Origin of the sequence: Actinoplanes sp. NPDC089786, assembly GCF_040684855.1 — a bacterium.
Classification (GTDB): Bacteria; Actinomycetota; Actinomycetes; order Mycobacteriales; family Micromonosporaceae; genus Actinoplanes.
On sequence record NZ_JBFBGU010000019.1, the window covers coordinates 62,314 to 82,763 of the forward strand.

A 20,450-nucleotide genomic window follows, 5' to 3' on the forward strand; every position below is an offset into this window, starting at 1 on the left:
TTAGAAGTTGCGGAGGGTGCCCCTCAATCGATCGCCCAGCGTTTTCGGGGACGGCGGCGGCGTCTTCACCGGAGCCCCCGGACGCGGCGTGGACCGCCCGATCGGCTGGTCGTAGTCGGCCCGCGCGATCGCGTCGGTGATCTGCGCGTCGGAGAAGTTCTCGGAGCCCGGGATGGACGGGACGAACCCGACGAGCACGCCGTTGCGCATCACCTGCGCCTCGAGTCCCGCGGTGCCGTCGTTGTCCCAGACCGCCTCGCGGCCGTCCGGCAGGACGACCCGGATGCCGTACTGGGTGATGCCGGCATGCGGCAGCTTGATGTGCGCGAAGACGTTGCGCTCCCGAAGGACGGTGATGATGCGCTCAGCCTGTGCCTGTTCCATGCCTCGAAATTAGCGCCGAAGCCTGGAGAAACCCTGAGCGTTGGCTAAACGCGAGCTATCGGGTGACGCCGGTGAACGCCATCGACGCGACGAACCAGCGTTGCGCGAGCACGAAGCCGGTGAGTCCGCGGGCCAGGACACCGCGACGCTCAGCCATTCGTGAGCGCCGGAGCGGCCTTGCGAGCCGCCTCGTCCAGGGCCCCCTTGGCCGGGGCAGCGCCTTGCAGGACCTTCGAGATCTCCTCGCCGACGTAGCCGGACATCTCCACATATCCGGTCACGGCCGGCCGTGGCTGTTTGGCGTTGGCGAAGTTGTCGAAGAACTTCTGGGCCCCGGGCGCGTAGGTTGTGACATAGTCGGCGAACTCGGTGCTGTCCTTCTCGGACGCCCGCAGCGGAAGGTTGCCGATCGCCAGGTTCCAGCGCGGGTCGACCTCCTTGCTGGTCAGCCAGCGAACGAAGTCCCGCGACGCGCCGGCCCGGTTGGGGTCGCTGTGGTTGTAGAGCACCCACAGGTCGGGGCCGGACACGGTCTGGTGGTCGCCGTTGAAGCCGGGCAGAGAGGCGACGCCGTAATCGACCTTGTTCGCTTTCAGGTCGTAGAGCGTCCACGGGCCCGACATGACCATTCCTACGCTGCCCGAGAAGAACAGCGGAAGGTACTTCTCGTTGGTCTGGTCCAGATACATCGATTTGTCGTCGACGGCCATGGATCGCAGGAACTCCAGGGCGGCCACCCCGGCATCAGAGTTGAACGCCGGCTTGCGCCCGTCGAGAATCTTGCCCCCGCGCTGCCACAACAACGGCCACAAGTGCCATGTCGTGTCTTCGCTCCCGGCGACCGAGTACGCCGTTCCGTAGATGTTCCGGGACGGATCGGTGAGCTTCTTCGCCGCCGATCGGAAGTCGTCCCACGACCAGGTGTCCGTCGGGTACGGCACGCCGGCCCGGTCGAAGAGCTTCTTGTTGTAGATCAGGCCGAGGTTGTCCACCACCGCCGGCACGCCGATGACCCGTCCCTCGACGGTGGCCGTCGCCCGCGCGGCGACCGGGAACTCTTCCCACGCCACGGCCGGATCGGCGACGAAGGTGGTGAGATCCTGGGCGCGGCCGCTGCCGGCCAGCTCGGCGGCCCAGGTTCCGTAGGCGTACGAGATGTCCGGGTAGGTGCCGGAGGTGAACGCGGCGGACAGCTTCGTCAGCAGCTCGCCGGTCTCCGCGGCGCCGGCCGAGACGTTCAGCGTCACGTTGGGGTGCGCTGCCTGGTATTCCTTGGCCAGTTTCTCCGCCAGCGCCTGGGCGTCAGCGGTTTGACCGGTCCACCAGGTGAGCGTCACGGGCGCCTTCGGGTCGTACCCTTCGGCTGCGTCCTTGCTGTTGTCCGGTACGCCGGCATTGTTCGTACAGCCGGCGACGGCCAGGATCGATGCGGCCCCCGTCGCCAGGAGAAGCCTGCTGATGCGTTTCATGATGTCCTCCAGGGGTGTTGGTCAGGTGTCGCCGTCACAGCACCGCCCCCAGCTGCCACGGCACGAACTCCTCGGCGCCGAATCCCAGCTGTTCGCTGGCCGTGCGCCGGCCGGATGCGGTCTCGAGGATGCGGTTGAACAGTCGCCGGCCGACCTCCACAACGGACTCCTGCCCGGTCAGGATCGTTCCGGCGTTGAGATCCATGTCCTCGCTCATCGCCGTGAACGTGGAGTTGTTGGAGCAGACCTTCAGGCTGGGCGCGGGGCGGCAGCCGTAGACCGATCCGCGGCCGGTGGTGAAGCAGACGATCTGCGCGCCGCCCGCGACGATGCCGGTGACCGAGACCGGGTCATAACCCGGCGTGTCCATGAACACGAGGCCGTTGGCCCTGATCGGTTCGGCGTAGCGGTACACCGCCCGAAGGGGACTGCTGCCGCCTTTGGCCACCGCGCCGAGAGACTTCTCGGTGATGGTGGTGATCCCGCCGGCCTTGTTGCCGGGTGACGGGTTGCCGTCGAGGGTGGTCCCGGACGCCGCGGTGTAGCGCTGCCACCAGGCGATGCGTTCCAGCAACGCCTCGGCCACGGCGGGCTCGGCGCGGGCGGTCAGCAGATGCTCCGCACCGTAGATCTCGGGGGTCTCGGCCAGCACCGCGGTGCCGCCGCACGCCACCAGCAGGTCGGCGGCGACACCGAGCGCCGGGTTCGCGGTGATGCCCGAGCACGAGTCCGAGCCGCCGCAGTTCAGCCCCAGGATCAGCTCCTTGGCGGCGACCTTCTGACGGCGGACCGCGGCGGCGGCGGGAAGGAGCCGGCCGACCGCCTCCACACCGGCCCGGACGGCCGCGGTGGTGCCGCCGTGTTCCTGGATCAGGACCCGCTGCACCGGTGTGGCCCGGCCGGCGTCGCCGAGGTCCAGTTCGTGCACCTGGTTGACCTCGCAGCCCAGGCCGATGGCGACGACACCGGCGACGTTGGCGTTCGCTCCGTACCCGGCCAGGGTCCGCCGCAGAATCCGCAGCCCTTCCCCGTCGGCGAGCCCGCAGCCGCCGGTGTGCGTCAGCGCGATGACGCCGTCGATGGCCGGTTCCCGGGCCAGCAGGGGCTCCACCCGGGCCGCGACGAGTTTGGCGACGGTCGCCGAGCAGTTCACCGACGTGACGATGGCGAGGTAGTTGCGGGTGGCGACGCGGCCGTCCTCGCGGACGATGCCGTTGAAGCTGGCGTCGGCCGGCGGTGTCGGCGACGGCGCCGGGCCGCCGGCCGGGCGTTCCGGCCCGGTGGCCGTGAAGGCGAGGTTGTGCGTGTGCACGTGATCGCCCGCCCCGATCGGCCGGCCGGCCACGCCGATGATCTGGCCGTACTTGCGGACCGCCTGGCCGGCGGCCAACGCACGGCGGGCGAGCTTGTGGCCGGCGGGGACCCCGGACGTCACGCTCACATCGGCACCGTCGGCCCGGGCGGCTACCCGTTCGCCGGGGCGCAGCGCGCGCAGGGCCACGGCGACATCGTCATCCGGGTGCAGCACCAAGGTGTCCGCGTTCACTCAGCGTCTCCCGTGCGTTCCGGGTTCCTCGGCTCGAGCAGCGAAGCCGAGTCGCGGTCCAGCAGGAGCCGGGCGTGCGGGGTACGCCGGAGAATCGATGCCGGGCAGGTGCCGTCGACCGGCCCGGTGAGAGCGCGGTGCACCGCCTCGGCCTTCCGGCGCTCGGGCGCCAGGCACAGCATCGTCGCGGCACTGCGAAGACCGGTGATGGTCAGGGTGATCGCCCGTGCCGGGACCTCGTCGAGCCGATCGAAATGTCCTTCACCGACCTGTTGCCGGCGTGAGCGTTCGTCGAGGTCCACGACCTTGACCCAGTCCGCCTCGCCGAAGTCCGCGGGCGGGTCGTTGAACGCCAGGTGCCCGTTCTCGCCGATGCCGAGCACGCACAGATCGACGGGATGGGCGCGGAGCAGCGCCTCGTATCCTTGGCACGCCAACGTCAGGTCGGCCGGGTGGCCGGGCACCGGGTAGAACGCCCGAACCCGCACCTCGTCGAGGAGGTGGCGGCGCAGGAACTCGGGGAATCCCGCCGGATGGCCGGCCGGCAGGTTCAGATATTCGTCCATGTGGAAGACGGTGACCGCCGGCCAAGCGATGTTCTGCTTCCGCAGGGCCGCAAGAAAGGTCACCTGCGAGTTGCCCGTGGCCAGCACCAGGTTGGCGGTGCCCGAGCGTTCCACCGCGGCATTGATGATCTGGGCGGCCGCGTCGGCGGCCGCCACGCCCATCGCCTGGTTGCCGGGATGGATCTCCACATCGAGGTCGTCGATGCGGAACGTCGCCGTTTTCATGGGGTGTTTCCTTTGCGCGAGGCGTGGGTGACGGTGTTGGCCGGGGCGACCGCGATCAGCCGGCGGCTCTTCAGGTCGGGCAGTGCCGGTCCATGCGCGGCCAGCAGTTCGTCGACCAGAGCGACCGCCCGGTCGGGTTTGAGGATCGCGGAGACCTGCGGATCGACGAGCGCCGCTTGACGGACGAGGTCGAGGTCGTGCTGGAGGACCGCCTGCACCGTGAGCTGCTGCACCGCGACGGCCTGCCGGTTGAGGGCCGCGGGCCCGGGCGGCAGATCGGGTACCCGGTCGAGAGATACGGCACCGTTGCGGACCGTGCAGGCGACCTCGACGGCGGCCTCGGCCGGCAGATTGCCGATCAGGACGCCGTCGGCGATCTGGTTGGCGACGTTGGGGTGGAACGTGTAGGGACGGCCGGATTCGAGGGCCGCGATCAGGGCCGGCGCGTACTCGTTGCTCGGCTCGGTCAGCAGCGCCTGGGCGCCGCCCAGCCGCCCGGCGAGCGCGTCGTGATCGGCCTGCTGCTGATCAAGAGCGTCCAGGCGCTCCCGCCCGACCGGAATCCGTAGTCGTTCGGTTTCGCCGTCGTGCGGCAGGAAGTAGGAGAAGTACTCGGCCGTGTGTTTGCTGGATTCGCTGCAGAAGTAGCCGAAGTGGCGCATCAATGCGAAACGAACGCCGTCGCCGGCGACCAGGCCGGGGTCGGAGGCCGGGAGCGCGAAGAGGCTCGGATACAGGTCGTGGCCCCCGGACTCCAGCCGGGTGAACCACGCCATGTGATTGACCCCGGCCGCGTCCCACACCAGATCGGCGAACGGGACGTCGAGGTAGCCGGCCAGCTCCTCGGCGGTGTTGACGATGCTGTGACACAGGCCGAAGTGCCGCACTCCGGTGGCGGCGGCCAGGGCCATCACCACCATGGACATGGGGTTGGTGTAGTTCAGGAACAGCGCGCCGGGCGCCAATTCCTCGATGTCGTGGGCGATCCGCAGAATCTCGGGGATGGTCCGAAGACCGCGTGAAATACCGCCTATGCCGAGGGTGTCCCCGACAGTTTGGGTGATGCCGTATTTCGCCGGGATCAGCAGATCCGCCTCGATGCCCGGCCGGCCGCCGACCAGAATCGTGTTGATCACATAGGTGGCGCCCGGCAGGGCCTGCCGGCGGTCCAGCCAGGCCGTGACCTGTGCTCCCGCCTTGCCGCCTTCGGCCACGAGCCGACGGCAGAGGGCGGTGGCAAGGGCCAACCGGGCGGGGTCGGTGTCGACCAGCCGCAATTCGACGTCGCGGGTGGCCGGGTCCTGCATGAGGTCGCTGACCAGCATTCGCGTGAAAACGGTGCTGCCCGCCCCGATGATGACGATTGCCATGGCTGCTCCGGATCTGCGTCGCTTGGTGTACCGGTCTACTAAACCGGTACACCGACCCTAGCGGCGAGGCTTCCTCAGGGCAACGGGTCTCGCGGCGGAGTTTCGATCAGCTGCTGAGCCGCGGTTCTCCCCCACCTATCTGCCGCACAACCGGTGGGTACGGTGGACCGGTACACCACGTGGACGTAGCGACGGGGCGGCATGCCAGCAGATAGGCGCAGACGGTCGACGCAGGTCACGATCCGTGAGGTCGCGGCGGCCAGCGGAGTCTCGGTGAGCACGGTGTCCAACCTGCTCAACGGTCGTACCGCCGCGATGACCTCCCGGACCAGGGAGCGAATCGAAGAAGCCATGCGTTCACTCGGGTACCGGCCCAGCCGGATAGCGCAGAGCCTCACGACCAAACGGACCCGGACCATCGGGCTCGTCATCGACGAGATCAGCACCAACCTGTTCCTGGCGGCGTTGACCGCCATCGAGCCTCGGGCCAGGCAGTCGGATCGAAATCTCGTGGTGTGTCATGCCTCCTCGGCGCAGGAGGAAGCCGCGGTGGTCGAAGTGCTGATGCAGCAGCAGGTCGACGGCATCATCTTCCTCTCCACATCGCAGTTCCGGGACGACTCACATCTGGCGGCGCTGACCGATCAGGGGATGCCGGCGGTCCTCATCAACCGCGGGCAGGCCAACCCGTCGTTCTGCGAGATCAGCTGGGACAACGCGGAAGGGGTCGCGGCGGCGGTCGATCACCTCTACCACCGAGGCCACCGCCGCATCGGACATCTCTACGGACCGGCGGGCCGGCGGAGCACCGAAGACCGCATCAAGGGATATCGCTCAGCGATGTCTCGCCACGGGCTGGTCGTCGACGAGCACCTTCTCGCCCAGGCCGACTACACCGAGCCGGCGTCCCGATGGACCCAGGTCGCTTCCGACATGCTCGGCTCCGAGCGTCGCCCGACGGCGGTCATCGCCGCCGACGACACCGTCGCGGCGGTCATCCTCCAGGTCGCGGCCGGCCTGGGCCTGCGGGTTCCGCAGGACCTCGCCGTTGTCGGCATCGACGATCAGCATTTTGCCGCGCTTCTCGTGCCCCCGTTGACGACGGTCAGCCTGCCGATCGCGGAGGCGGCCACGCGCGCTTTCGACATGTTGCTCAACCGCCTCGACGACCCCGGCCTCGCACCCGAACGACTTCGGCTGCCGGCGAGCCTGACGACCAGGGGGTCGGCCTGAGAGGGCCAAGACATCGATACACGTTACTACGGAGTAACAATAAAAACACCATGTTTCTTTTGTTACACCCTTGACTTACCGTCGAGTAACCCTCACCCCGCTGAGCGGAGGAACTCGATGAGACGCACCACCGTCCTGGGAACTCTCGTCATCTCATCCCTACTCACCCTGGCCGTCGCGACCCCGGCCGCGGCGGCATCGGGCAGCGTCGACTACGTCGCGCTGGGCGACTCGTACTCGTCCGGGGTCGGCGCCGCCGGGCAGAGCGGCCTCTGCCTGCGCAGCCCCAACGGCTACCCCGGCCTGTGGGCCGCGGCCAACGACCCGCGCTCCTACCGGTCCGTCGCCTGCGGCGGCGCCACCACCGACACCCTGCGGGCGACCCAGCTCATCGCCCTGAGCCGGAAGACCGACCTGGTCACCGTCACCATCGGTGGCAACGACGCGGGCTTCGCGCCCACCGTGATCAGCTGCACCATCGTCACCGACGCCGCCTGCCAGGCCGTCGTCGACGACGCCGCGGTCGTGGTCCGCGAGGAACTGCCGGCCAAACTGGACGCCACCTACCGTGGCATCAAGCGCGGCGCCCCGAACGCCGAGGTGCTGGTCCTCGGCTACCCGATCCTGTTCGACGTGAACGCGCCGAGCTGCGGGTTCGCCGGCATGAGCATCCCGAAGCGGCGGGCCATCAACGCGGCCAACGCGGAGCTCAACGCCCTGATCGAGGACCGCTCCGAGGCAGCCGGGTTCACCTATGTCGACGTGACCGACGAGTTCGCCGGGCACGGGATCTGCGCCGGTGCCAACTGGATCCACGGGTTGCAGATCATCCCGCCGACCAACTCGTTCCACCCCACGGCCGACGGTTATCGCTACGGCTACCTGGCCGCCCTCTCGTCGGCGCTGTGAGCCCGGGGCGCGCGGCGGTCGGTGCCGGGTTGCTCGTCGTCGCCGGCGCGAGCTCGGTGTTCGGAAAGATTGGGTACGCCCACACCACCTGCTCGCCCTCTCGGCGAGCAGGTGGGTGGTCCGGCCCGTGCCGCCCGTTCCGGGCGAAGATCGATGGTCACCGGCCAGACCGCCGCGCGGCCGGGTCGCGCATCGCGGCCAGCAGCACGCAGGTCGCGCCGGCCAGCACGATCGACCAGCGCAGGTGCGCCGGCGTCCATTCCGGGCCGGGGCCGACCAGCATCGGGGCCCGGCCGATCGACGCCGCCACGAACAGCGACGCCAGCAGCGCCGGCGTGGTGATGATGCCGGGGTGCTCGAACCCGTGGCGGCGGGCCCCGGCGGCGACGGCCCAGACCAGGGCGAGCGCGGCGACCAGCTCGGTCGTGAGGCCGAGACCGAGAGCCCACCGCTCGCCGGCCGGCGCCGAGGGAAGCAGGTAGGCGAGCACGGCCGTCCACAGCGGAGCGACAACCGCCACGGCCCCGGCGAGACGCAGCCCGAGCCGGCGGGCGAGACAGTACGGGCTGGCCTGCAACGTGACCGCCGCATCGTCGTCGAGGACGTACCCGCTGCTCAGCGCCAGCAGCAGGCCCAGCACCCGGAGGTCGCCGATGACGTCGGGACCGCCGTCGAGGCGGGCCGCCAGGTACAGCACGACGGCGACGGCGCCGGCCGCGAACGGGGCCAGGCGCAGGCTGCGCGCCAGGTGGCCGCTGCGGAGGAGCTCGGCCGCCACGGACGGTGTCATGACAGTTGGAGCCAGCCGACGGCGAGGGTGGCGGCCAGGACCGGCAGGCCGACCAGGGCCAGGCGGGTCCGCTGGGCACGACCGCGGTAGACGGCGGCCACGGCGGCGCAGGCGCAGAGGCCGGCCAGGTAGACGACGTGCAGCCACGGTTCGCCCGGCACCGGCGCGCGGCCTTCCAAGGGAAATCCGGTCGTCCACCACATCCACCAGATGCCGGAGTCGAACCGGCCGAACACGACCACTGCGCCCAGGGTGGCGACGACGAAGGTGATGAGCGCCCCGCCCGCGAAGGGCAGCCGGCGGGCGGCCAGGACGCCGAGCAGCCCGGCCCCGGTGAGGACGAACGGCAGCTGGGCGAGCTCGCCGGCGGTCAGCAGGTCGTCGGGCGGGATGGTGAAGCCGCGGTCGATCAGCGCCATGGCGCCGGCCGCGACGGCGCCGGCCGCGGCCAGGGGCAGCGCGACGCCCAGGCACATGGCCCAGGTCCGGTCGGTGTCCGAGGTCGGCGTGACCCGCAACATCTCCTCGGCCCGGCTGCGGCGGGCGCGGCCGGCGACCAGGTTCGCCGGGAAGATCACGATGATCGGGCCGAAGAACGCGACGGCGGTGAAGATGGTGCCGTACCAGTAGCCGGCGGTCCGGCCCCCGGTGGCCGAGTCGGCGGCGCTGGTCAGGGCCACGACGACGGGTATCAGCCAGAGCACCGGATGGCGGGCGAGATGGCGGGCCTCCCGGCCGATCAGGGATCGGGTCATGAGTGGGTGACCTCCCGGCCGGGTTCGCCCATGAGCAGCAGGTACGCGTCCTCCAGGGTGGGCGGGATCAGCTCCGCGCGGGCGGGCGGGTCGCCGACGTTGCGGTAGGTGCCGTCGCCGGTGCGCCAGGCCGTGATCGCGGCGGGTGAACGCCGCTCGTCGGTCCACACGCGGCCGTCGGCGCGGGCGGTCAGCTCGGCCGGCGTACCGGTGAATCGGGCCCGGCCCTGGTGGATCACGGCGATCGTGGCGCACAGGGCGGTGATGTCCTCGGTCTGGTGGCTGGACATGACCACGGTGCGGCCCTCGCCGGCCTGCGAGATCATCTCCCGGAACCGCAGCCGCTGCTCGGGGTCGAGGCCGACCGTCGGCTCGTCGAGGACGAGCAGGTCGGGGTCGCCCAGCAGGGCCTGGGCCAGGCCGACCCGGCGGCGCATCCCGCCGGACAGGGCCCGGATCCGCTTGGCGCTCACGGCCGCCAGCCCGGTCAGCGCGATGACCCGGCGCACCTCGTCGTGCCGGGGCCGCCGGTCGGTCATCTCCTTGAGGATGGCCACGTAGTCGATGAATTCGAAGACCGTGAAGCCGCGGTGGAAGCCGGCGTCCTGAGGCAGGTAGCCGAGGCGCTCGCGGATCCGGGTGCGGTCGCCGGGACGGGCCGGGTCGCGGCCCATCAGCGTCACGGCGCCGCGGTCCGGGGCCAGGACGGTGGCGATGACGCGCAGCAGGGTCGTCTTTCCCGCCCCGTTCGGGCCGAGCAGCCCGGTCACGCCGGGGCCGGCGTCGAGGGTGACATCGTCCAGCGCCGTCGTCCGGCCGAAGGTCTTGGTCGCGTTCCGCACGCGTACCGTGGTCATGCGCTTCTCCCCAGCTTGATCGAGACGGCGTTGCGGGTGACGGCGAGCCCGAGGCCGCCGCCGAGGGCCACGGCGAGCCAGACGACCTGCGCGCCGGGGCCGAAGGCGAGGTCGGCCCGGCCGGCGACGGCGGCCGGGGCGGTCACCAGCAGCCAGGCCGTGGCCACCACACCGACCGCGACGACGGGGGTGAGGCGGCTGGTCAGCGCGAGCGCGGCGCCGGTGAGCCCGGCGGTGGGCAGCAGCCAGGCGACGGCCGGCCACCACGAGCCGGGCAGCGCGAGCCCGGCCAGGGCGACGATCGGCGTGGTGACCGCCAGGACCGCGACGGTCCGGATCAGCAGCAGACGCAGCCCCGAGTACGGCGTGGCCAGCCCGATCTCCCGGGTGGGGTCGAGGCCGCCCGCGAACGCTCCGGCCACGCCGGCCAGTGGCCCGAGCGGGGCGACCACCAGGAACATCAGCAGGAAGCGGTCATCGACCTGAGCCGCCCAGGCCGCCAGCGCGAGCACTCCCGCGACGGCCAGCAGCCACGGGCCCCGCAGCGTCGGTGTCGCGGCCACCAGGCGCGCCGTCGCCTCGCCGGCGCCGAGCCGGACCAGCATCCGTTCCGGTCCGCTCCGCCGGGGGGCGTCGACCCGGTCGGCCACCTCGTGCCAGATCGCCTCGGCCCGGCGGGGGTCGACCAGGGCGCCGATCACTTCCCGGCAGGTCGCGCAGCCCATCAGATGGGCCTCGGCCGACGCGGCCAGACCCGGCGGGACGGAGCCCCGCGCGTACCGTCGGATCGCCTCCGGGTCGAGGTGCCATGCGGTCATCCCAGCCTCCCCGTCATGCCAGCCGCTCCCGCATCTGGGCGCGGGCGCGCATCATCCGTGTCTTGACCGTGCCGGGCGGGATTCCGAGCAGCCGGGCCGCCTCGCGGGTCGTCAGTCCATCGAGGACGGTCGCCTGCACCACCGCCCGCAGCTCCGGCGACAGGCTCGCCAGGGCCGCGCCCACGTCGCCGTACTGGACGGCGAGCAGCACATGCTCCTCGGCCGAGGTCTCGACGCCGGCGAACTCGATCAGCTCCCCGGCCGGCGGCCGGGTCCGGCGCAGCGCGTCGACCAGGCGGCGGATGCCGATCCCCCAGATCCACGCGGCCACCTCGCCCCGGCGGTCCCATCGCCCGGCCGACCGCCAGACCGCCACGAACGTGTCCTGCACGACCTCGTCGAGCAGTTCCGGCGACGCGCACCGCCGCCCGAGCCGCACCAGCAGCCACGACAGGTGTCGCCGGTACAGCTCGGCGAACGCCTCCCGGTCGCGGCCGGCGATCGCCGCGAGCAGCTGGGCATCGTCGCGCGGATCCGGCGGTCGCCTCAGCATGCTCGACCTCCCGGTCCCCGGCTCCCCTCCACATCCTGTTCGTCGTGGCGAGCGGGGTAAACGGTTCACACCAGCGACGGAGTTTCCACCCGCCGGCTCCGGACGATCCCCCAGCCCACCAGCGCGGCAGCCACCACGGTGAGGGTGAGGCCGGCGACCGTGACCGCCGCACGGAACTCCGCGGTCTGCCGCACGCTCCAGCCCCCGGCGGCGATGTCCCCGGTGAACAGGACGGCCAGGGTGGTGCCGGCGATGGCCAGGCCGGCGCCCGAGGTGACCTCGGTGGCGGTGTCGGTGAGCGCCACCCCGATGGTGGTCCGGTTCTCGGGGAGCCCGCGCAGCACGTTGACCCCGGCGACCACGCCGACCACGCGGAGCCCGGCCGCCACCAGCACGAGGGCGATCGCCACGAACACGTACCCGTAGTTGCTCAGCAGGCCGTAGACGGCGAGCCCGGCCACGACCGAGACGGCGCTGATCCACGCGGCCCGTTCCAGGCCGGCCCGCCGCACGAACGGGTTGACGAAGGCGCCGCCGGCGACGAGCACGATCACCTGCGGCAGCAGGCCGACGGCGGCGAGCGCGGGCGACCAGCCCCGATCGAGCTGGAGCTGGAGCGTCACCAGGTAGCCGAGGCTGGCCGTGGCCAGCCCGGCCGCGGCCTTGAAGGCGAGGCCGCTGGAGACCAGCGGGTGGGCCACGAGCTTGAGGTCGAGCAGCGGGTGGCGGGCCGAGCGCTCGCGGACGACGAAGAGGACCGCGCCGGCGACCGCGGCCGCGGTGGCCGCCCACGGGCGCCACGATCCGGCGCCGGCCTCGACGAACAGCGTCGGGGCGACCAGCGCGACCACGATCGTGACCGTGCCCAGCGCGGCGCCGGCCACGTCGACCGGGTCGCGGTGCAGGCCGGCCGGGTCGTCGGCGGCGATGCCGACCCGGACCCCGATGATCGCGAGCACCGCGATCGGCACGTTGGCCAGCAGCAGGACCTGCCACGGCGCCACCGCGAGGACCAGGCCACCGGCGGTCGGGCCGATGGCCAGGCCGACCAGCCCGACGGTGGAGATCAGGTTGATCGCGCGAACCCGCAGGCCGTCCTCGGCGAAGAGCCGGAAGGCCAGGGCCATCGAACCGGGCGTGGTCATCGCGGCCGCCACGCCCATCGCCACCCGGACGGCGATGAGCTGCTCGGCGGTGGTGACGAAGGCGGTCGCCAGGCTCGCGACGGCCAGCAGGACCAGCCCGATGAGCATGATCTTCCGCCGGCCGGCCCGGTCGGCCAGCGCGCCGAAGGCCAGCATCAGCCCGCCGAACACGACCGCGTAGGCGCCGGTCACCCACTGGAGCGCGGTGGTCGAGGCGTGCAGCTCGCGACCGATGGTCGGCAGCGCGACGTTCAGGATCGAGTTGTCCAGCATCTCGAACAGGAACACCGCGCTCAGCCCGGCCAGGGCGGGCCACGCCTCCCGCAACGAGCTGGGTTGAGCGACCACGAGCCACCTCCGGGAGATTCATACGAACGCTGTTCCTATACGTTAGAACACCGTTCCCCTTGCGTGTAAAGTGGGCGCATGGCTCGATCTCCCCACCAGCGGCGTAACGCGCGTCACCAACAGCTCCCGGCTCCGGCCGAGAAGACGCCGGCGGCGGTCCGGCGCGGCCCGTCCGGCGGCACCAAGAAGCCGATCACGGTCGACGCCATCGTCGAGGCCGCGTTCCAGCTGATCGCCGAGGAGGGGTATGACGCCCTGACGATGCGCCGGCTGGCCGCCGTGCTGGAGACCGGTCCCGCCTCGCTCTACGCCCACGTGGTCAACAAGGACGACCTGGGCGAGCTGCTGATCGGCCGGCTCTGCACCCGCGTCGAGCTGCCCGAGCCCGACCCGGCGACCTGGCGTGACCAGCTCGCCGGGGCCTGCGCCCGCCTTCGCGACGAATACCTGCGCTACCCGGGCATCACCCGGGCGACCCTGGCGGTCGCGCCGACCAACCTCGAGACGCTGCGGCTCAGCGAGGGCCTGCTGGCGATCCTGCTGGCCGGTGGGGTGGCCCCGCAGACGGCGGCCTGGGCGCTGGACGCCCTCACGCTCTACGTCAACGCGTACTGCCTGGAGCTCTCGCTCCGGGACGCCCGCCGCGCCGGCCCGGACGACGCCTGGGTGGTCAGCCGCGACGAGCTGAGAAGCCGCTTCGCCGCCCTGCCCGACGGCTTCCCGCAGACCAAGCGCTACGCGGCCGAGCTGACCGCGGGCGACGGCCACGACCGCTTCGACTTCACCGTCGACCTGATGATCAAAGGGGTCGGCTGAGCCGAACAAGCAAAGCTGAGCCGAACAAGCAAAGAAGTCGGCCCGGGTCCGATGAGGACCCGGGCCGCGAACGGTGAAGCGTCAGTCGAGCAGCTCGGTGACCGTGCCGGCGGCGACCGTGTGGCCGCCCTCACGAACCGCGAAGCCGAGCCCGACCGTCATCGGCACCTCCTTGCCCAGGTGGACCGTGACCGAGCCGGAGTCGCCCGGCAGCATCATGTCGATGCCGGGCGCGAGCTCGATCGACCCCGAGACGTCGGTGGTGCGGAAGAAGAACTGCGGCCGGTAGTTCGCCACGAACGGCGTGTGGCGGCCACCCTCCTCCTTCGTCAGCGCGTACAGGTTGGCCCGGAACTCCCGGTGCGGCGTGACCGAACCGGGCACCGCGACCACCTGGCCGCGCTGCACCTGCTCGCGCCGGACGCCGCGCAGCAGCACCGCCGCGTTGTCACCGGCCTCGGCCGTGGGCAGCGACTTCCCGAACGTCTCCAGCCCGGTCGCCACCGTGGCCACCGTCGGGCCGAGACCGACCACCTCGACCGGCTCGCCGACCCGCAGCGTGCCGCGCTCCACCTTGCCGGTGACCACGGTGCCGCGTCCGCTGATGGTGAGCACGTTCTCGATCGGCATCAGGAACGGCTCCTCCAGCGAGCGCTCGGGCACCGGCACGTAGGCGTCCACCGCGTCGAGCAGGTCCACGATGGACCGCTCCCAGCGGGGGTCGCCCTCGAGCGCCTTGAGCGCGCTGACCCGGACCACCGGCACCTCGTCGCCGGGGAACCCGTACTCGGACAGCAGCTCGCGGACCTCGAGCTCGATCAGGTCGAGCAGCTCGGCGGCGGCGGCGGCGACCGCGTCGCTCTTGTTGAGCGCGACGACCAGCCACGGCACGCCGACCCGCTGGGCGAGCAGCACGTGCTCACGGGTCTGCGGCATGGCGCCGTCCTGCGCCGAGACCACCAGGATCGCGCCGTCCACCTGGGCGGCGCCGGTGATCATGTTCTTCACGTAGTCGGCGTGTCCGGGCATGTCGACGTGGGCGTAGTGACGGCCGGCGGTCTCGTACTCGACGTGGGCGATGTTGATCGTGATGCCCCGCTGCGCCTCCTCCGGCGCCTTGTCGATGCCCTCGAACGCCACGAACCGGTTGGTTGCCGGGTCGCGGTCGGCGAGAACCTTGGTGATCGCGGCGGTCAGGGTGGTCTTCCCGTGGTCGACGTGTCCCATCGTGCCGATGTTCAGGTGCGGCTTGGTGCGCACGAATTGGCTCTTGGCCATGATGTGTCCTCACTGGATGCGAGAAACGAAAAGGCATTCTTCGGTACGCGGTGACGGGTGCCCACCCCGCCTGCGTCAGAACCGAGCAGCGCTCAGCGACCCGTCCCCGGGTTCTGCTGCCGCTGGGGACGGGTCAGATTCGCGAATCGTAGAGATCACACGCGGGAGCGGCCGCGAAGAGCGGCAGCTGCAGACCGGGCGCGAACATGATGATCACGGTAGGCGGTAACGCCGTACCCGTCGAATGTATTTCAGGCCTTGCCGATGCTCGCCTCGGGCGCCATCACGATGCGCGGCTTCTTGGCCGGGTCGAGCCACTTGAGCACGGCGATCATGTTGGTGCGGGAGATCGAGACGCAGCCGGCGGTGGAGCCCTTGCCGTTGATGTGCAGGAAGATCGCCGACCCGCGCCGGACGTCGACCGGCTTGCTGGTGACGTACTCGCCGTAGGTGGCGTTGTAGCTGAGCGAGTTGTTGGCCGGGCGGTTGAAGTCGATGACCGCGGCGTACTCGTACTGCGTGGGGTAGGCGGCGATCCGCTCGGCCTCGCTGGTGCGCCAGGTGCGCTTGGGCGACATCGAGGGCTGGAAGATGTTGTACGTCTTCGCGTCCTTGTTGTCGCCGACCCAGTAGTCGTTGCTGTCCGCCGGCCGGTAGAAGATCTTGGTGCCGGGGTTGGCCTTGAGCCCGAACGCCGTGGTGATCGGGAACGTGCCGGCGGGGCTCGTGCCGGTGTCCTGCTTCCGCACGTTGTACCAGGCCCAGCCCGCGTAGCCGTTGCGGGCGGGCATCGCCGCGAACCGCTCGGTCCAGGTGCCGTCGGCCCCGAGCTGGTAGGTGCGCAGCGTCGAGTAGGTCGACGGGATCGACTGGCCGGTGACCACCACGAGCTGCTTGGCGTCGCCGACGTGGGCCAGCCGGGTCGGGTGGTAGATGGGCACGGCGGCGGCGAAGGCCTGCTGGGTCACGACCACGCCCGCGGCGCCGAGCAGGGCCGCGGCGGCGATCACCACCAGTGACTTCTTCATCGCCGGGCACTCTATCGCGCGCCGGCTCAGAACGGGAACCCTTCTCCGGACGCCTGCCCGTTGTTCACCCTCCCCTCCCGGGAGAACGACCAGGTCATGCGGATGGTGTAGGTGTGACCGCGAGTGGCGGACGCGGTCCGGGGTCCACAGTCCTGGGTCGTGTCGTCCTCGGTGAAGATCAGGTTCGAGCAGGTGTACGGTCCGGCCACGGTCCGCCCGTTCTCGACCAGGGCGACGGAGACGCGGGCGGTCCCGCCCGCGCGCGCGGTGAGCGAGGCGGACATCTGCACCCGGTCGCCGACCGACTGGCACGGCTTGGCCACCAGCGGGTTGGTCATGTTCAGCGAGACGACCTGACGGCAGGTCCACGGCCCGTACGGGCGGGCCTCCGGCTGCGGCGCCCGGGTCCTCGCCGGTTTCGTGACGGTCGGGCGTACCGCCCCGGGTTTGTCACCGGCCGCGACCGGCGCGGCCCGATCGGCCACCGCGCCGGTCCGGCGCGCCGCGGCCGGCTGGGTCGCCGCGACCTTGGCCCGCGCGGCCGGCGAAGCGGACGGCACCGACCGGGCCGACGCCGGGATCGGCGGCGCGGCGATCATCTGGACGTCCTGCGCGTCCGCCCCCGAGCGGGACACGTGCCAGGCGGTGGTGGCCACGCCCGAGGCGAGCATGGTGCCGGCCAGCACGGTGAGCACCGTCCCGGGCCGCCGCCACCGCCAGCTCCGCGGCTTGTTGTGCGGGCGCTTCGGAACGCGCGGGGCGGGGACCACGCTGTGCTGGAGCGAGTTGGGCCGCGGCTGCTGCGGCAGGACCGGCGGGGCGGGCAGCCGCGGTGAGCCGGACACCGCGCGGGCGACGTCGGACAGCTCGCCGACCAGTTCCTCGGCGCTCGGGCGCAGCCGTGGCTTCTGCTCGAGACACGACTCGATCACGTCCCAGAGCTGGTCCGGGATGCCGTCCGGGCGCTCCGGGCCGCCGGCCAGGTGCCGCTGCATCAGCTCGTGCACCGAGTCGCCGCTGTAGGGCGGGCGGCCGGTGACCATCTCGTAGAGCACGATGCCGAGCGCGTAGATGTCGGCCGCCGGGCTCGCCACCGACCCGTGGAACGCCTCGGGCGACATGTAGTGCGGGGTGCCGACGACCGCGTTCGGGGTGGTGATCGAGGGCATGGTGAGGACCCGGGCGATGCCGAAGTCGGTCAGCCGGGTCTCCAGCCGGTCGTTCTCGGTCTGCAGCAGGATGTTGTCCGGCTTGAGGTCGCGGTGGATCACGTTGAGGCCGTGCGCCTCGGCCAGGGCGGCGGCCAGCTGACCGCCCAGCCGGGCCGCCTCGCCGGCCGCGACCGTGTGGTGCTCGCGCAGGTGGTCGCGGAGGCTGCCGCCGGCCACCAGGTCCATCACCAGGCCCAGCGACTCGCCCACGCTGAACAGGTCGCGGACCCGGACCACGTTGCGGTGCCGCAGCATCATCAGGATGGTCCGCTCCTGCACGAAGCGGGTGACCAGCTTGGGCTGCCGCAGCAGGCTCTCGTGCAGCAGCTTGACCGCGACCGGTTCGCCCGAGGCCCGGTCCACGCCTCGCCACACCGTTCCCGTGGCGCCCTGGCCGATCGGCCGGACGAGGATGTACGAGCTGCCGACGCACCGCCCGCTCAGATCCAGCGTCGAGGCGCCGTCGGGCAGGCTGCTGCTGCTCGTGGGATCCTGGTCCACCCGGAGGTTCCTTCCCGCCGCCGACGATTCGCCCAGAGATCCTGCTGTTTGTCCAGATCACTTCTCAACCTGGCGTGCCCGAGTTCGCACCTGACGGACGAGTCGCGTGGCACCCGTACCGATAGTCGGCCTGGATCGTTCGGCCGGATGGTTGCATTCCGCCCGAACCGCCCGCACCGCCGCCCGAATCGCCCGATCATTGCGGCATGGGTGTGATGGCTTATCCGCTTCGGTACGCGCTCGCCGACCTCGCCTTGGCGCTGAGCCGGGCGGCCGAGGACGAGGCCGAGGTGCGGGCCACCGCCGCCCGGGCCGCGGCCGACATGATCGGTGACGGCGCCGGTGTCCAACTGCTCGGTGACGACGGCCGGTACGACGGGATCACGTTCCACCATCCCGACGTGGACCGCGGCGGCACCCTCCAACGGGCCCTGGACATGCGGGGCAAGCTGCCCGAGGACGACTTCTCGACCACGCTGGCGGCCAGCCGCCGGCCGGTGGTGCTGGCCGCGGACGGGCGGGAGCCGCTCCCCCAGTTCTCGACCGGCATTCACGCGGTCGTGCTGTGCCCGATCATCGTCGACAACACGTACGCGGGCTATCTGATCCTGACCCGCGGCGAGGTCGGCTCGTTCTACGCCCAGGCCGAGGTCGAGCTGGCCCGGGACATCGCCGGCGAGCTGAGCCTGGCGCTCTCCTCGGCCCGGGCCCGCGAGCGCCTCAAGGCCAGCGAGGCGAAGTACCGCCGGGTGCTGGAGACGATCCCCGAGGGTGTGCTCCAGCTCGACATCGAGGGCGTGGCGACCTACGCCAACGAGCCGATCGGCGTGGTCCTCGGGCTGCCGCGGCACCAGCTGGTGGGCACGTCGCTGCGGGGCTTCCTGGACGACCAGGGCCAGAAGGAGCTGAGCCGGCGGCTGGCCGAGTGCAAGGCGGGCCGGTCCACGGTCGGCGCCACCCGGCTGATCCGCGCGGACGGCTCGCACCGCAGCGTACGCGTGAGCATGATGCCGTTGATCGATGAGTGCGGGCACTACTCGGGCGTCGTCTGCATGGTCACCGACACCACCGACCACATCGACGCGCGCGGCCTCAAGCGCCAGCTCGACCACCTGCGCCGGCTGGACAGCCTGGGCCAGCTGATCGGCGGCATCTCGCACGACTTCAACAACCTGCTGACCGTGGTGGCCGGATCGGCCGACATGATCGCCTCGACCACCGCCGAGGGGTCACCCCAGCACCAGATGGCCCAGGACATCATGGCCGCGGTGAACACCGGGCGCAGCCTGACCCATCAGCTGCTCGCGTTCGGGCGTACCGAGGGGAACCGGCCCGAGATCATCCCGATCCCGGACCTGCTCACCGACGTGCAGAGCCTGTTCTCCCGCACGCTCGGCGAGCACATCGGCCTCGACCTGGCCTTCGGGCCGGACGTGTGGCCGATCCGGGCCGAGCGCGGGCCGCTCGAGCAGGCCCTGGTCAACCTGGCCGCGAACGCCCGGGACGCGATGCTGCGCGGCGGCATGCTGCGGGTGGCCGCGATGAACGAGGTGGTGCTGCCGGGCCAGCTGGCCGAGGGCGCGCCGACCGGCAAGCTGGTGCACATGGTCATCACCGACACCGGCGTCGGGATGAGCGACGAGACCCGCCGGCGGGCGCTGGAGCCGTTCTTCACCACCCGGCCCACCGCGGCCGGGCTGGGGCTGGCCACCACGGCCGGCATCGTGCAGGGCATCGGCGGGCACATCGTGCTGGAGTCCGAGCCGCGGATGGGCACCACGGTGCACCTCTACCTGCCGGCGGCCGAGGAGCGTCCGGCCTCGGCCATCGACCGGCAGACCACGCCCTCGGTCATCGGCCGGGTGCTGATCGTCGAGGACCAGCCCGAGGTGGCGCAGCTGGTGCAGCGGCTGATCGAGCCGGCCGGATACGCCATCACGGTGGCCACCGACGCGCTGATGGCGGTCACCCAGGTGGCCGCCGGCGAGCACCCGGACCTGCTGATCACCGACGTGGTGATGCCCACGATGACCGGCCCGGAGCTGGCCAACGCGCTCCGCACCCACCAGCCCGACCTGCCGGTGCTCTACATGTCCGGGTACACCGCGGCGTCCCTGGGCCCGCAGCTCAACCTGGACGCCAACAGCATGCTGATCGAGAAGCCGTTCACCCGCTCGACGCTGCTGGGCGCGATCAAGAGTCTGTGCGGCCCGCAGCCTCCGCGGGAAGCCAGTCATCCGCGTCCTGAACCGTCCTGATCTCCAGGTGCTTGGCCAGCTTGGCGGTGGTCTGGCGCGCTTCCAGGTGCAGGCGGGCGATGTTCAGGCCGTCGTCGCCGACGACCGCCAGCAGGGCGAGCTCGCCGACCGCGTACACGGCCATGTAGCCCTTCTGGTTGCGGATCGTGCACTCGTGGAAGCCGCCCTGGTGCAGGGCGCCGCCACAGGTCCGGCTGATGCCGTGCGCGCCGGCGGCCAGCGCGGCCAGGTCGTGCGGCTCGGCGGTGGACATCGTGTCGTGCAGGATCAGCAGGCCGTCCACGCCGGCTACGACGCACCCCTGCACACCGGTCACCGCGTGCCGGAGATTCGCCAGCTCGGCACGGGCGGACTTGAACGGGTCGTGGGGGGTCTGCACGGTTGCTCCCG

General features: G+C 71.4%; 19 protein-coding genes. 4 read left to right on the forward strand and 15 right to left on the reverse strand.

Features of this window, described 5'->3' with window-relative positions; genetic code table 11:
• The 5 genes from AB0O15_RS36325 to AB0O15_RS36345 form a co-directional block, all read right to left on the reverse strand.
• Entirely contained in the window at nt 1–384 is a 384-nt protein-coding gene (locus AB0O15_RS36325; RefSeq protein WP_364328567.1) for a hypothetical protein, read from the reverse strand.
• A 149-nt stretch (nt 385–533) separates the two neighbouring features.
• Nucleotides 534–1,853 carry an ABC transporter substrate-binding protein gene (locus tag AB0O15_RS36330; protein ID WP_364328570.1) on the reverse strand — a complete coding sequence of 440 codons (1,320 nt, stop codon included), beginning with the start codon at nt 1,851–1,853 and terminating at the stop codon, nt 534–536.
• A 34-nt stretch (nt 1,854–1,887) separates the two neighbouring features.
• Nucleotides 1,888–3,399 (reverse strand): altronate dehydratase family protein, encoded by a 1,512-nt coding sequence (locus AB0O15_RS36335; RefSeq protein ID WP_364328573.1) that lies wholly within the window; start codon nt 3,397–3,399, stop codon nt 1,888–1,890.
• Nucleotides 3,396–4,190 (reverse strand): 6-phosphogluconolactonase, encoded by a 795-nt coding sequence (locus tag AB0O15_RS36340; protein ID WP_364328576.1) that lies wholly within the window; start codon nt 4,188–4,190, stop codon nt 3,396–3,398. The genes AB0O15_RS36335 and AB0O15_RS36340 overlap by 4 nt, the downstream gene beginning before the upstream one ends.
• On the reverse strand, nt 4,187–5,560 hold the full coding sequence (locus AB0O15_RS36345; RefSeq protein WP_364328578.1) for an alpha-glucosidase/alpha-galactosidase: 1,374 nt from the start codon (nt 5,558–5,560) through the stop codon (nt 4,187–4,189). Before AB0O15_RS36345 ends, AB0O15_RS36340 begins: the two co-directional genes overlap by 4 nt.
• A gap of 201 nt (nt 5,561–5,761) precedes the next feature.
• Here AB0O15_RS36345 and AB0O15_RS36350 point away from each other — a divergent pair, with 201 nt between their 5' ends.
• The gene (locus AB0O15_RS36350; RefSeq protein ID WP_364328581.1) at nt 5,762–6,793 is read left to right on the forward strand and encodes a LacI family DNA-binding transcriptional regulator; all 1,032 of its coding nucleotides are present in this window, start codon (nt 5,762–5,764) and stop codon (nt 6,791–6,793) included.
• 117 nt (nt 6,794–6,910) lie between these two features.
• Nucleotides 6,911–7,702 carry an SGNH/GDSL hydrolase family protein gene (locus AB0O15_RS36355; protein ID WP_364328584.1) on the forward strand — a complete coding sequence of 264 codons (792 nt, stop codon included), beginning with the start codon at nt 6,911–6,913 and terminating at the stop codon, nt 7,700–7,702.
• 157 nt (nt 7,703–7,859) lie between these two features.
• Here the strand turns inward: AB0O15_RS36355 and AB0O15_RS36360 are convergent, their stop codons facing one another.
• The 6 genes from AB0O15_RS36360 to AB0O15_RS36385 all read right to left on the reverse strand — a co-directional run bounded on the left by AB0O15_RS36360 (nt 7,860) and on the right by AB0O15_RS36385 (nt 12,968).
• Nucleotides 7,860–8,480, reverse strand: a complete 621-nt coding sequence (locus AB0O15_RS36360) for a hypothetical protein (RefSeq protein ID WP_364328587.1) — start codon at nt 8,478–8,480, stop codon at nt 7,860–7,862.
• 8 nt (nt 8,481–8,488) lie between these two features.
• On the reverse strand, nt 8,489–9,247 hold the full coding sequence (locus AB0O15_RS36365) for a hypothetical protein (protein WP_364328590.1): 759 nt from the start codon (nt 9,245–9,247) through the stop codon (nt 8,489–8,491).
• Nucleotides 9,244–10,104: an ATP-binding cassette domain-containing protein gene (locus AB0O15_RS36370; protein WP_364328593.1), complete on the reverse strand. Its 861-nt coding sequence runs from the start codon at nt 10,102–10,104 to the stop codon at nt 9,244–9,246. The genes AB0O15_RS36365 and AB0O15_RS36370 overlap by 4 nt, the downstream gene beginning before the upstream one ends.
• A complete protein-coding gene (locus tag AB0O15_RS36375; RefSeq protein ID WP_364328596.1) occupies nt 10,101–10,922 on the reverse strand; it encodes a hypothetical protein in 822 nt (273 codons plus the stop codon). Before AB0O15_RS36375 ends, AB0O15_RS36370 begins: the two co-directional genes overlap by 4 nt.
• 13 nt (nt 10,923–10,935) lie before the next feature.
• Complete coding sequence (locus tag AB0O15_RS36380; protein WP_364328599.1) at nt 10,936–11,475, reverse strand: RNA polymerase sigma factor; 540 nt, start codon at nt 11,473–11,475, stop codon at nt 10,936–10,938.
• Between the two features lie 65 nt (nt 11,476–11,540).
• Nucleotides 11,541–12,968: an MFS transporter gene (locus AB0O15_RS36385; protein ID WP_364328602.1), complete on the reverse strand. Its 1,428-nt coding sequence runs from the start codon at nt 12,966–12,968 to the stop codon at nt 11,541–11,543.
• Between the two features lie 78 nt (nt 12,969–13,046).
• Here AB0O15_RS36385 and AB0O15_RS36390 point away from each other — a divergent pair, with 78 nt between their 5' ends.
• The gene (locus AB0O15_RS36390) at nt 13,047–13,784 is read left to right on the forward strand and encodes a TetR/AcrR family transcriptional regulator (RefSeq protein ID WP_364328605.1); all 738 of its coding nucleotides are present in this window, start codon (nt 13,047–13,049) and stop codon (nt 13,782–13,784) included.
• Between the two features lie 81 nt (nt 13,785–13,865).
• Here AB0O15_RS36390 and tuf read toward each other — a convergent pair whose 3' ends face one another.
• From tuf to AB0O15_RS36405, 3 genes are all read right to left on the reverse strand, one after another.
• On the reverse strand, nt 13,866–15,062 hold the full coding sequence (gene tuf / locus AB0O15_RS36395; protein ID WP_364328608.1) for an elongation factor Tu: 1,197 nt from the start codon (nt 15,060–15,062) through the stop codon (nt 13,866–13,868).
• Nucleotides 15,063–15,313: 251 nt separating this feature from the next.
• The gene (locus AB0O15_RS36400) at nt 15,314–16,090 is read right to left on the reverse strand and encodes a L,D-transpeptidase family protein (RefSeq protein ID WP_364328611.1); all 777 of its coding nucleotides are present in this window, start codon (nt 16,088–16,090) and stop codon (nt 15,314–15,316) included.
• Nucleotides 16,091–16,116: 26 nt separating this feature from the next.
• Nucleotides 16,117–17,802, reverse strand: a complete 1,686-nt coding sequence (locus AB0O15_RS36405; RefSeq protein ID WP_364328614.1) for a protein kinase — start codon at nt 17,800–17,802, stop codon at nt 16,117–16,119.
• Nucleotides 17,803–18,008: 206 nt separating this feature from the next.
• On the opposite strand from AB0O15_RS36405, the gene AB0O15_RS36410 reads away from it, so the two are divergent.
• A complete protein-coding gene (locus AB0O15_RS36410; protein WP_364328617.1) occupies nt 18,009–20,060 on the forward strand; it encodes a response regulator in 2,052 nt (683 codons plus the stop codon).
• On the opposite strand, the gene AB0O15_RS36415 is transcribed toward AB0O15_RS36410, so the two are convergent.
• Complete coding sequence (locus AB0O15_RS36415) at nt 19,996–20,439, reverse strand: roadblock/LC7 domain-containing protein (protein ID WP_364328620.1); 444 nt, start codon at nt 20,437–20,439, stop codon at nt 19,996–19,998. The two genes, AB0O15_RS36410 and AB0O15_RS36415, sit on opposite strands and share 65 nt — an antisense overlap.
• Between the last annotated feature and the right edge of the window lie 11 nt (nt 20,440–20,450).